This window comes from Castellaniella denitrificans (assembly GCF_027214045.1).
Classification (GTDB): domain Bacteria; phylum Pseudomonadota; class Gammaproteobacteria; order Burkholderiales; family Burkholderiaceae_B; genus Castellaniella; species Castellaniella denitrificans_A.
On record NZ_JAPWHE010000001.1, the window covers coordinates 372947 to 383490 of the forward strand.

General features: G+C 66.0%; 12 protein-coding genes. 10 read left to right on the plus strand and 2 right to left on the minus strand.

What is annotated here, in order from left to right:
* Positions 1-187 precede the first annotated feature (187 nt).
* From rpmH to O4H32_RS01925, 6 genes are all read left to right on the plus strand, one after another.
* A complete protein-coding gene (gene rpmH / locus O4H32_RS01900) occupies positions 188-322 on the plus strand; it encodes a 50S ribosomal protein L34 (RefSeq protein ID WP_043679136.1) in 135 nt (44 codons plus the stop codon).
* 47 nt (positions 323-369) lie between these two features.
* A complete protein-coding gene (locus O4H32_RS01905; protein WP_269356162.1) occupies positions 370-726 on the plus strand; it encodes a ribonuclease P protein component in 357 nt (118 codons plus the stop codon).
* Entirely contained in the window at positions 723-959 is a 237-nt protein-coding gene (gene yidD / locus O4H32_RS01910) for a membrane protein insertion efficiency factor YidD (RefSeq protein ID WP_269356163.1), read from the plus strand. Before O4H32_RS01905 ends, yidD begins: the two co-directional genes overlap by 4 nt.
* A 94-nt stretch (positions 960-1053) precedes the next feature.
* On the plus strand, positions 1054-2730 hold the full coding sequence (gene yidC, locus O4H32_RS01915; protein WP_269356164.1) for a membrane protein insertase YidC: 1677 nt from the start codon (positions 1054-1056) through the stop codon (positions 2728-2730).
* Positions 2731-3007: 277 nt separating this feature from the next.
* Positions 3008-4444, plus strand: coding sequence for a tRNA uridine-5-carboxymethylaminomethyl(34) synthesis GTPase MnmE (gene mnmE / locus O4H32_RS01920; protein ID WP_269356166.1), 1437 nt, complete (start codon positions 3008-3010; stop codon positions 4442-4444).
* A 175-nt stretch (positions 4445-4619) separates the two neighbouring features.
* The gene (locus O4H32_RS01925; RefSeq protein ID WP_269356168.1) at positions 4620-5663 is read left to right on the plus strand and encodes a virulence RhuM family protein; all 1044 of its coding nucleotides are present in this window, start codon (positions 4620-4622) and stop codon (positions 5661-5663) included.
* A gap of 65 nt (positions 5664-5728) precedes the next feature.
* On the opposite strand, the gene O4H32_RS01930 is transcribed toward O4H32_RS01925, so the two are convergent.
* Entirely contained in the window at positions 5729-6025 is a 297-nt protein-coding gene (locus tag O4H32_RS01930) for an antibiotic biosynthesis monooxygenase family protein (RefSeq protein WP_269356169.1), read from the minus strand.
* Positions 6026-6146: 121 nt separating this feature from the next.
* Positions 6147-7256 carry an NAD(P)/FAD-dependent oxidoreductase gene (locus O4H32_RS01935; RefSeq protein WP_269356171.1) on the minus strand — a complete coding sequence of 370 codons (1110 nt, stop codon included), beginning with the start codon at positions 7254-7256 and terminating at the stop codon, positions 6147-6149.
* A 143-nt stretch (positions 7257-7399) separates the two neighbouring features.
* Here O4H32_RS01935 and O4H32_RS01940 point away from each other — a divergent pair, with 143 nt between their 5' ends.
* From O4H32_RS01940 to O4H32_RS01955, 4 genes are all read left to right on the plus strand, one after another.
* Positions 7400-7897, plus strand: a complete 498-nt coding sequence (locus O4H32_RS01940) for a MarR family winged helix-turn-helix transcriptional regulator (protein WP_269356173.1) — start codon at positions 7400-7402, stop codon at positions 7895-7897.
* Positions 7898-7971: 74 nt separating this feature from the next.
* Positions 7972-8397 carry an organic hydroperoxide resistance protein gene (locus O4H32_RS01945; protein ID WP_269356175.1) on the plus strand — a complete coding sequence of 142 codons (426 nt, stop codon included), beginning with the start codon at positions 7972-7974 and terminating at the stop codon, positions 8395-8397.
* Between the two features lie 179 nt (positions 8398-8576).
* Positions 8577-9845 (plus strand): MFS transporter, encoded by a 1269-nt coding sequence (locus O4H32_RS01950; RefSeq protein WP_269356177.1) that lies wholly within the window; start codon positions 8577-8579, stop codon positions 9843-9845.
* Between the two features lie 142 nt (positions 9846-9987).
* Positions 9988-10398: a hemerythrin domain-containing protein gene (locus tag O4H32_RS01955; RefSeq protein ID WP_269356179.1), complete on the plus strand. Its 411-nt coding sequence runs from the start codon at positions 9988-9990 to the stop codon at positions 10396-10398.
* Positions 10399-10544 lie beyond the last annotated feature (146 nt).

Genomic DNA, 10544 nt, shown 5'->3' on the forward strand with positions numbered 1-10544 from the left:
CGCGACCCTCCCGGCTTGGCGCGGGCATCGCCAAGTGATTGACACACCTTCTAAAATTTGATGAAATAATGGGCTTTTCGATGCCGTGGGCAAATTGTGCCTGTCGGCTTTGTCCCGGATGTGATGCCGGGATCCCGTCCCGGGGATTGCCCCGGACCATTTGCCCCCGAGCTCTTTTGGATCCACCATGAAACGCACTTTCCAGCCTTCCGTTACCCGTCGCAAGCGCACCCATGGGTTTCGCGTGCGCATGAAGACCCGTGCCGGCCGCGCCGTCCTGAGCGCCCGCCGCGCCAAGGGCCGCAAGCGCCTGGCCGTCTGATTTTCCTTTCGGGGTCCGCCGACCCGCGCGGCCCTGGAACGATCGCCATGCCAACCGCTTTTCCTCCGGCGGCCCGGCTGCATCGCCCCTCGGAATACGCGGCTGCCCTGAAAGGGCGGCGTATCGCTCGAGGGGCTTTGTTCGTGGTGTCCGGCCCGCGCGGCCCGGCCGAAGGTCCGGCCCGGCTGGGTCTGGTGGTGCCGAAACGGCACGCTCCCCTGGCGGTGACCCGCAACGCCATCAAGCGGGTGCTGCGCGAGGCTTTCCGTCTGCGCCGGGGCGCGCTGCCCGATGGGGATCTGGTGTTTCGCCTGGTGAACCGCCCGCCCGCCCTGAGCCTGACCGCCCTGAAACGTCAGGTCCGGGCCGAGGCCGACGCCTTGCTGACGCGGATCGCATCATGATGCGCGCGCTGTTCATCGCCCCGATCCGCTTCTACCGTTATTTCCTCAGCCCCTGGGTGGGCCAGCAATGCCGCTTCACGCCGACGTGTTCGGCCTACACGATCGAGGCCATCGAGACCCACGGTGTGGCACGAGGGCTGTGGCTGGGCACGCGGCGTATCGCCCGCTGTCATCCCTGGTGCCAGGGCGGCCACGATCCGGTCCCGCCCGCGCGCGGCGCGGATCGCCCGTGATCCCGGCTTGGGTGGCCTTAGGGCCATCGTCAGGATTGCTACGTTAAACTGGTGGGCTTTTGCCCCGTACCCTATACGAGAAAAACAGGCGCCAATGGACATTCGACGCACCATCCTCTGGATGATCTTCTCTTTTTCGCTGCTGCTGTTGTGGAACAACTGGCAGGTCTATCAGGGCCAGCCGTCGCTGTTCTCCCTGACGCCGCCCGCCGCCGAGCAGTCCAAGACCGCGAAATCCGCCGACGGCCAGTCCGCCGGCGTGCCGACGACCGCAGCCGCAAGCCAGCCCGGTGCGCCCGCGACGGTGCCGGGCTCGTCCGCCGAACCCCAGGGGCGCAAGGTCCACCTCAAGACCGAGGTCTACGATCTGACCTTCGACACCACCGGCGCCCAACTGGTGCAGGCCGAGCTGCTGCACTACAAGTCCCTGAAGGGCGACGGCGACCCGATGTACCTGTTGAACGATCAGCCGGGCGACTTCTACGTCGCACAGACCGGTGTGGTCGGCGCTCCGCAGGGCAGCGGCTACCCGACCCATCTGACCCCGTTCTCGCTGGTGACGCCGGAACCCATCGTCAAGGGCGACACCGTGGAGATCGCCTTCGAGGCCACGGCCGGCCAGGTCAAGGTGGTCAAGACCTTCATCGTGCCGCGCGACGGCTATGACATCCGTGTGCGCCACGACATCCTCAACCTGGGCGACCAGCCGATCGATCCTTCGCTGTATCTGCAACTGACGCGCGATGGCAACGATCCCCCGAACACGTCGGGCTTCTACAGCACCTTCACGGGCGCGGCGGTGTATTCGTCGCAAGAAAAATTCCAGAAGGTGAAGTTCGACGAGATCGCCAAGGGCAAGGGCAGCTATATCCACCAGGCCGACAACGGCTGGATCGGTATCGTGCAGCACTATTTCGCCAGCGCCTGGGTGCCCCCGCAGGGCACGGTGCGCACCAATCAGGCGCTGCGCCTGGCCGACAACCTGTACGCCATCCGCACCATCGAGCAGGTCGGCACCATCGCCCCGGGCGCCCAGCGCTCGGTCGAGTCCAACCTGTGGGTCGGTCCGCAGGACCAGAAGGCCATGAGCGCGGTCGCGCCGGGCCTGGAACTGGTGGTGGACTACGGCTGGGTGACCATCATCGCCAAGCCCATGTTCCATTTCATGACCTGGCTGCACGGCCTGCTGGGCAACTGGGGCTGGACCATCGTGGTGCTGACGCTGCTGATCAAGGCCGTGTTCTATCCGCTGTCGGCCGCCAGCTACCGCTCGATGGCGAAGATGAAGCTGGTCGCTCCGCGCATGCAGCATCTGAAGGAAAAATTCGGCGACGACAAGGCCAAGCTGAACGCCGCCATGATGGAGATGTACCGCACCGAGAAGATCAATCCGCTGGGCGGCTGCCTGCCGATGGTGGTGCAGATCCCCGTGTTCATCGCGCTGTACTGGGTGCTGCTGGGCAGCGTGGAGATGCGCGGCGCGCCCTGGATCCTGTGGGTCCACGACCTGTCGGTGCGCGATCCCTGGTTCATCCTGCCGGCGATCATGATGGCGACGATGTTCCTGCAGATCAAGCTGAACCCGACGCCGCCCGATCCGACCCAGGCCAAGATCATGATGATCATGCCGCTGGTGTTCGGCGGGATGATGTTCATGTTCCCGGCCGGCCTGGTGCTGTACTGGTGCGTGAACAACATCGTGTCCATCATCCAGCAGCGCATCATCATGGTGCGGCTGGACCGGGAGAAGGCGGCCGCGGCGTCGAGCTGATGCCGGGAGCTGCGGGAGGCGCGGGACATCGGACCGCCCGGGCGCCCCAGCCGGTGGTCCGGCCGTAGGCCGGACTTCCCGAGTCTGCCTCGTCCGCACGGGCGGCGGGCGAACTCGGCCTTCGGCCTCAGACACCCCCGCCGACTTCCCCCGTGCTCCCTTCGTCAGCCCTCGGCACCGGCCGACCGTGCGCCCGGGCGGTCCGATGTCCCGCGCCTCCCGGGCGATACCGTCCCAAGTTTGTGTCTATGATGCAGGCTGCACCAAGGGGACCCACATGAGCGCCTTTTCCACCGACCCTATCATCGCCATCGCCACGGCCCCCGGCCGGGGCGGGATCGGCGTGATCCGGGTTTCCGGCCCCGACCTGAAAGCCTGGGCCGATGCGCTGTGCGCGCTGACGCTGCGCCCCCGGCATGCCCACTATCTGCCGTTTCGCGACCGCCACGGCGAGACCCTGGACGAAGGGCTGGCACTGTTCTTTCCCGGTCCGCATTCCTACACCGGCGAGGACGTGCTGGAACTGCAGGGCCACGGCGGCCCCGCGGTGCTGCGGCGCGTACTGGATGACTGTCTGGCGCGGGGGGCGGACATCGGCTTGCGCCTGGCGGAACCGGGCGAATTCACCCGGCGCGCCTTCCTGAACGACCGGCTGGACCTGGCCCAGGCCGAGGCCGTGGCCGACCTGATCGAGGCCAGCTCCACGGCGGCGGCGCGCAGCGCCATGGCGTCCCTGTCGGGCGCGTTTTCCGCCGAGATCGACGCCTTGAGCGAGCGTGTCGTGCAGTTGCGCATGCTGGTCGAGGCGACCCTGGATTTCCCCGAGGAGGAAATCGACTTCCTGGAAAAGTACCAGGCCGCTGCGCGGCTGGAGGCCGTGACGGCCGCGCTGGACGGCGTCCTGCGTACCGCCCGCCAGGGGCTGGTGCTGCGCGAGGGGCTGCATGTGGTGCTGGCGGGCCAGCCCAACGTGGGCAAGTCCAGCCTGCTGAACGCGCTGGCGGGCGAGGACGTGGCCATCGTCACCCCGATCGCCGGCACCACGCGCGACCGCGTGGTGCAGCAGATCCACATCGACGGCATTCCCCTGCACATCGTGGATACGGCCGGCCTGCGCGAGACCGAGGACACGGTCGAGCGCATCGGCATCGAGCGCAGTTGGGCGGAAATCGCCCGCGCCCAGGTGATCCTGCACCTGCAGGACGCCCGCCATCCCGACGATCCGCTGGACGCGGAGATCGTGCGGCGCCTGCCGGCGGGCGTGCCGGTGCTGCGGGTATGGAACAAGGCCGATCTGCTGGGGCGCGGCACGGTTTCTGCGGATCATTGTGCGCCAGGTGAATCCGGGCGGCATGCGGGCGGCGAGGGGGAGGGCCATGGCCTGTCGGGCGCTGCGGACGATGCCCCCCTGCTGATTTCCGCTCACACCGGGGCCGGACTGGACGCCTTGCGCGCCCGGCTGCTGGCCATTGCCGGCTGGACGCCGGGGACAGAGTCCCCCTGGCTGGCGCGCGAGCGGCACGTGCGTGCGCTGGAGGCGGCGCGCGGACATCTGCGGGCCGCCGCCGGGCATGCCGCGCACAGCGATCAGGTGCTGGACCTGTTCGCCGAGGAACTGCGCCTGGCGCACGAGGCGCTGTGCGGGATCACGGGTGAATTCACCAGCGATGATCTGCTGGGAGAGATTTTTTCCCGGTTTTGCATCGGGAAGTGAGCGGAGCCCCTGACAAAAAAGCGCGGCGTCTTCCAGGAGATCGTCGCGTTCGTCGAAAAATTCAAAGGAGTTGGCGGGCATGTTTAACCGGCCAGCATGATCGCACTGGCGTTAAAGCCAAGGGAATCGCAGTTGCGTGCCTGGTCGACGTATGGACCACGTGGAGATACTTGGTATGAATGGCAAAAAATTGATCCGCAACAGCACAGCCGAGTTTCTGATCTTCACTGGCCAGGCCGGCGAACAGAGCATCGAGGCCCGCTACGAGGACGAAACCCTGTGGCTATCGCAGAAGCTGATGGCTGAACTGTTCGGGGTGGATGTGCGCACGGTCAGCGAGCACTTGAAGAACATTTTTGCCAGTCATGAGCTCGCACCTGAGGCAACTATCCGGAAATTCCGGATAGTTCAGCAGGAGGGTCAGCGGGAGGTGTCCCGGGCAGTGGACTTCTACAACCTCGACGCCATCATTTCCGTCGGCTACCGGGTCAACTCCCTACGCGCAACGCAGTTCCGCCAGTGGGCGACCGGCGTCCTGCGTGAGTTCGCCATCAAGGGCTACGTGCTGGATCGTCAGCGCATGGAAAACGGTAGCTTCCTGGGCGAGGACTACTTCGAGCGGCTGCTGGCGGAAATCCGCGAGATCCGCCTCAGCGAGCGACGCTTCTACCAGAAGATCACTGACATCTACGCCACCAGCGTGGACTACAACAAGGACGCACCGACCACCAAGGCCTTCTTCGCCAAAGTACAGAACAAACTGCACTACGCCATCCACGGCCATACCGCTGCAGAGTTGATCCGTAAGCGGGCCGATAGCAGCAAGTCACATATGGGGCTGACTTCCTGGGCGAACGCGCCCGAAGGAAAGATTCTGAAAACCGATGTGGCCGTGGCCAAGAACTACCTGACCAAGGACGAGTTGGATTCATTGGGCCGTATCGTCAACGCCTACCTGGAATTGGCCGAGGATCGTGCTCGCCGCAAGATCCCCATGAGTATGGAAGACTGGTCCAAGCGTCTGGACGCCTTCCTAGAGTTTGACGACCGAGAAGTGCTACAGAACAGCGGCAAGGTTTCTGCAAAACTTGCCCAGACGCATGCGGAAAGCGAATTTGAGAAGTACAGAATCGTGCAGGATCGACTGTTTGAAAGTGACTTCGACAAGGTAGTGAAAAAACTGGCAGCGGGCGAGTCGAACACCGGAGATAACGGATAAACCCCGGGTGCCCCGATAGATTTACTCGGACGGTTCCGACGAAAGGGGTGTCCGGCCCGCGGCGCTTATGCCTCGAGCGTCACTTCCGAATGCACCACCTCCGGTGCTTTCTCGAAATACCCGCCGACCAGTCCGCGCCAGGCCTGGAAGTCCTCCGACTGGCGGAAGTGGACCATGTGGTCGTCCAGCGTTTCCCAGTACACCATCAGCACGTATTGCTGCGGATTTTCGATGATGTGATGGAGTTCGACGCGCTTGCAGCCCCGGGCGCGGTGAAAGATCGGCAGCGCCTGGCGGACGCCGGTCTCGAAGTCGGCCTGGGTACCGGGCTTCACGGTGATGTGGGCCATTTCACGGATCATATCGGGTTCCTGTGGGTAAGGGTTGAGGGCAATGCCATGATTATGCACCGCGCCATGCGCCGTTCCGGTCCGCGCCCGCCAAGGAACGGCTGAGCGCGTCGGGCGGTCGGCGACGGGCGATTCAGCGATTTTCCAATCGTGCCGTGACCTCGTCGGCAATGGCCAGGCAGGCGGTCAGGCCCGGGGATTCGATACCGTACAGGTTGACCAGGCCGGGCACGCCGTGCGTCCGCGCGTCCTGGATGAGGAAGTCGGCATCCTGGCCGGCGGGCACGGCCAGCTTGGGGCGGATGCCGGCGTAGTCGGGGCGCAGGGCGCCGTCGCGCAGGTCGGGCCAGTAGCGGCGGATGGCGGCGTAGAAGCCGTCGGCGCGGGCGGGGTCTACCGTGTAGTCGATGGCGTCGATCCATTCGACGTCGGGGCCGAAGCGGGCCTGTCCGCCCAGGTCCAGGGTCAGGTGCACCCCCAGGCCGCCGGGTTCCGGCACGGGGTAGATCAGGCGCGAAAACGGCGCCTTGCCGGACAGGGCATAGTAGTTGCCCTTGGCGTAACGGCCGGCGGGGATGCTGTCGGGCGGCAGGCCGTCGAGGGCGGCGGCCACGGCCTGGGCGTGCAGGCCGGCGCAGTTGACGACGCGGCGGGCGATGAGTTCCATGGGCTCGTCGCCGCCGACGCGCAGCAGGATGCCGTCCGCCAGGATCCGGCCCGACAGGACGGGGGACCGCACGGCCACCAGGCCGCCGGCGGATTCCAGGTCGCCCAGCAGGGCGAGCATCAGACCGTGGCTGTCGATGATGCCGGTGGATGGCGATTCCAGCGCGGCGACGCATCGCAGCGCGGGTTCGCGCGCCCGCGCCTGGGCGGCGTCCAGCCGCCGCAGGTCGTGCACGCCGTTGGCCGCCGCCGCCGCGCCGATGCGTTCCAGGGCGCCGATCTGTTCGTCGCGGGTGGCGACGATGAGTTTGCCGCGGCGCTGGTGGGCGACGCCGTGGGAGGCGCAATAGTCATACAAGGCCTGGCGGCCCTGGACGCAGAGCCGGGCCTTGAGCGAGCCGCGCGGGTAATAGAGGCCGGCGTGGATGACCTCGCTGTTGCGCGCGCTGGTGGCGGTGCCGATGGCGGATTCGGCTTCGAGCGCCAGGGTCTCCAGCCCCGCCAGCGCGCAGGCGCGCGCCACGGCCAGGCCGACGACGCCGGCGCCGATGACGACGCAGTCGACGCGATCCGTCATGGTGGTTTCCTTTTCAGTGTATGGATGGCAGTGTATCGCCGCTTTTCCGCGAACGGGCCGATCGAGGCCTCCGGGAGTATGTCGATCTGGCACGAGTTAAATAATCGCTTGCTATTAAATAGCACACTATATAAAATGGATCCATGAACCGCATCGCCATTCCGCCCTCCGATCCGCAGCCCGCCGGCCTGACGCTGGACGCCCAGCTGTGCTTCGCGCTGTATTCGGCCCAACTGGCGATGGGCAAGATCTACCGGAAACACCTGGCCGGCCTGGGCCTGACCTATCCGCAGTACCTGGTGATGCTGGTGCTCTGGGAGGCCGACGGGCCGACGGTCACGGCATTGGGCGAGCGCCTGTACCTGGATTCGGCCACGCTGACACCGCTGCTCAAGCGGCTGCAGGCCATGGGGCTGCTGCGCCGCGACCGCGCAGCCGACGACCAGCGTCAGGTGCGCGTGACGCTGACCCCGGCCGGGCGCGATCTGCGGCTGCGTGCCGGCGACGTCCCCAAGGGCGTGCTGTGCGCCACAGGCTGTTCGCCCGACCACGCCCGGGTGCTGAAGGCCGAACTGGAAGAACTGCGCGCGCATCTGCTGGCCGCGTCTGCCGCATTGGAAAACCGCACGGCGCCGGACTGACCGGCCCGTTTACGGAAGGCCGCCGATCGTGGTGCCGGCGGCCTTTCTGGAATCGCACCACAAGGAGTCCAAGCATGACAGTCGAAAACGTTCTCTACACGGCCCACGCCACCGCCACCGGCGGGCGCGAAGGCACCGCCAAATCCTCGGACGACCGCCTGGACATCAAGCTGTCCGTGCCCAAGGAACTGGGGGGCGATGCCGGCCCCGGCACCAACCCCGAGCAACTGTTCGCGGCGGGCTATTCGGCCTGCTTCCTGGGCGCGCTGAAGCTGGTCGCCGGCAAGGACGGCGTGAAGCTGCCCGACGCGACCGAGGTGTCCGGTTCCGTGGGGATCGGCCCCATTCCCACCGGTTTCGGCATCGCCGTGGAACTGAAGATCTCCGCCCCCGGCGTGGATCGCGCCACGCTCGAAGGCCTGGTCCAGAAGGCGCACGTGGTGTGCCCCTATTCCAACGCCACGCGCAACAATGTGGACGTCAAGCTGACGGTGCAATAAGCCTGTCGCATGGTGGGACTGCCGCGAGCCGGCCGTTTCGCCGCAGTGCGCGAGCCAAAAAGGCGGCCGGTGGATTTCCGGCCGCCTTTTCCCTATGTGCTGACCTGGGTCATATGACCTCATGGCGTACATGGGTATGATCACCCGGAGGGGCGTCCGCCCCGCAAAGGGAGATCGATATGTCATCGAATGCCGCGCCACGGTCGGCGCCTGTCTCGCGCCAGGCCCTGTCCGTACTGTTTTCCAGTACGTTCGCCTTCACGGTCTGCTTCGCCATCTGGACAATGTTTTCGGTCCTGGGCGTGCCGCTCAAGACGGAGCTGAGCCTGAACGAAACCCAGTTCGGCCTGCTGATCGCCACGCCGGTGTTGACCGGCGCCCTGTCGCGCGTGCCGCTGGGCATGCTGACGGACCGTTTTGGCGGCCGGCCGGTGTTCGCGCTGGTGCTGCTGGTCTGCGTGCCGTCGCTGTATCTGATGTCTTATGCGACCAGTTACACCCAGTTCCTGGTGCTGGCGCTGTTCGTGGGACTGGCGGGCGGGACGTTCGCGGTCGGCACGCCTTACGTGGCGCGCTGGTTCGCGCCGCAGCGCCGGGGATTCGCCATGGGGGTGTTCGGCGCCGGCAATTCCGGATCCGCGCTCAACATGTTCGTGGCCCCGCTCATCATCGGGGCGTTCGGCTGGACGATGCTGCCCCGGGTTTACGCGGCCCTGATGCTGGGCACTGCGGTGCTGTTCTGGCTGTTCAGCCATTCGGATCCGGCGCATCGGGTGGCGTCCACCAGCTTGCGCGAGCAACTGGGCGTGCTGAAGGATCCCCGCGTCTGGCGCTATTGCCAGTATTACTCGGTGGTGTTCGGCGGCTATGTGGCCCTGGCCCTGTGGATGACCAAATATTATGTCGCGGAATACGGCTTCGACCTGACGCTGGCGGCGTTCCTGGCCATGGTGTTCTCACTGCCGGGCGGCGTGTTGCGCGCACTGGGCGGCTGGTTCTCCGACCGTTTCGGCGCCTATGCGGTGACCTGGTGGGTCATGTGGGTCTGCTGGGTCTGTTTCTTCCTGCTGTCCTATCCGCAGACGCAGATGACGATCCAGACGCTGCAGGGGCCGGTTTCACTGCACATTGGCCTGAATTCGACCGTGTTCACGATTCTGCTGTTCGTGGTCGGGGTGGCGATGGCCATCGGCAAGGCCTCGGTCTTCAAGTTCATCAGCGACGACTATTCGGACAATATCGGCGCCGTGTCCGGCGTGGTGGGCCTGGCGGGCGGCCTGGGCGGGTTCATCCTGCCCATTCTGTTCGGTGTGTTGCTGGATCTCACCGGTGTCTATTCCAGCGCCTTCATGCTGCTCTATGGGACGGTCTGCGTGTCGCTGGTGTTCATGCACTATTCGTACCGCCGCGCGCCCCGGTCGGGGACGGAACTGACGGGCACTGTGTGAAAAAAGCATAAAGACATTACGAGCGCCTCGGGAAATGCGGTGCCCGAAAAAGTCGCCATGCTAGTGTGCCGCTCGTCCGATCCGCGCAGTCGAACGAGCGGGGCGACACCCTTGATCGCCATTTCACACGCACAGGTGCCTCATGGATATCGAACGTTTCAAGCATCAGCACGTCCAGATTCTGCAGATCATCCACCGCATGCGCCGGCTGGCGACGGCCGGCATTGCGGAGAACGCTGCGGATCTCGCGCGCGAAATCCGATTGATGAAATCCAAGGTCGCCCTGCACCTGTCGATCGAGAACGACATCCTCTATCCGCGTCTGGAAAAACGGGCGGACGCTCAGGTGTCCCGCCTGGCGCGGGAGTATCAGGAAGAAATGAAGGGACTGGCCGAGGGGTTCGGCCGTTTCGTCGAGCGCTGGGGCGCGGAGTCCGCAGTCGGAGGCGACCCGGAGGGTTTCCGGCGCGATTGCAACTCGGTGCTCAAGGCGCTGCACCGGAGGATCCAGCGCGAGAACACCGAGTTCTATCCTCAGGTCGAGGCTTTGTAGGGAAGCGCGCAGCCGCTCGGATGATTCCGGACGAGGGGGCGCCCCCCCGGGGGGGGGGGGGGGGGGGGGGCGGCCCCGCCCCCCCCCCCCCCGGGGGGGGGGGGGGGGGGGGGGGGGGGGGGGGGGGGGGGGGGGGGGGGGGGGGG

What these genes read in the sequence shown, in the direction of transcription:
- rpmH (WP_043679136.1), top strand. Translation starts at nt 188, where the DNA reads ATGAAACGCACTTTCCAGCCTTCCGTTACCCGTCGCAAGCGCACCCAT.
- O4H32_RS01950 (WP_269356177.1), top strand. Translation starts at nt 8,577, where the DNA reads ATGTCATCGAATGCCGCGCCACGGTCGGCGCCTGTCTCGCGCCAGGCC.
- O4H32_RS01930 (WP_269356169.1), bottom strand. Translation starts at nt 6,025, where the DNA reads ATGATCCGTGAAATGGCCCACATCACCGTGAAGCCCGGTACCCAGGCC.
- O4H32_RS01945 (WP_269356175.1), top strand. Translation starts at nt 7,972, where the DNA reads ATGACAGTCGAAAACGTTCTCTACACGGCCCACGCCACCGCCACCGGC.
- yidD (WP_269356163.1), top strand. Translation starts at nt 723, where the DNA reads ATGATGCGCGCGCTGTTCATCGCCCCGATCCGCTTCTACCGTTATTTC.
- O4H32_RS01935 (WP_269356171.1), bottom strand. Translation starts at nt 7,256, where the DNA reads ATGACGGATCGCGTCGACTGCGTCGTCATCGGCGCCGGCGTCGTCGGC.
- yidC (WP_269356164.1), top strand. Translation starts at nt 1,054, where the DNA reads ATGGACATTCGACGCACCATCCTCTGGATGATCTTCTCTTTTTCGCTG.
- O4H32_RS01955 (WP_269356179.1), top strand. Translation starts at nt 9,988, where the DNA reads ATGGATATCGAACGTTTCAAGCATCAGCACGTCCAGATTCTGCAGATC.
- O4H32_RS01925 (WP_269356168.1), top strand. Translation starts at nt 4,620, where the DNA reads ATGAATGGCAAAAAATTGATCCGCAACAGCACAGCCGAGTTTCTGATC.
- O4H32_RS01905 (WP_269356162.1), top strand. Translation starts at nt 370, where the DNA reads ATGCCAACCGCTTTTCCTCCGGCGGCCCGGCTGCATCGCCCCTCGGAA.
- O4H32_RS01940 (WP_269356173.1), top strand. Translation starts at nt 7,400, where the DNA reads ATGAACCGCATCGCCATTCCGCCCTCCGATCCGCAGCCCGCCGGCCTG.
- mnmE (WP_269356166.1), top strand. Translation starts at nt 3,008, where the DNA reads ATGAGCGCCTTTTCCACCGACCCTATCATCGCCATCGCCACGGCCCCC.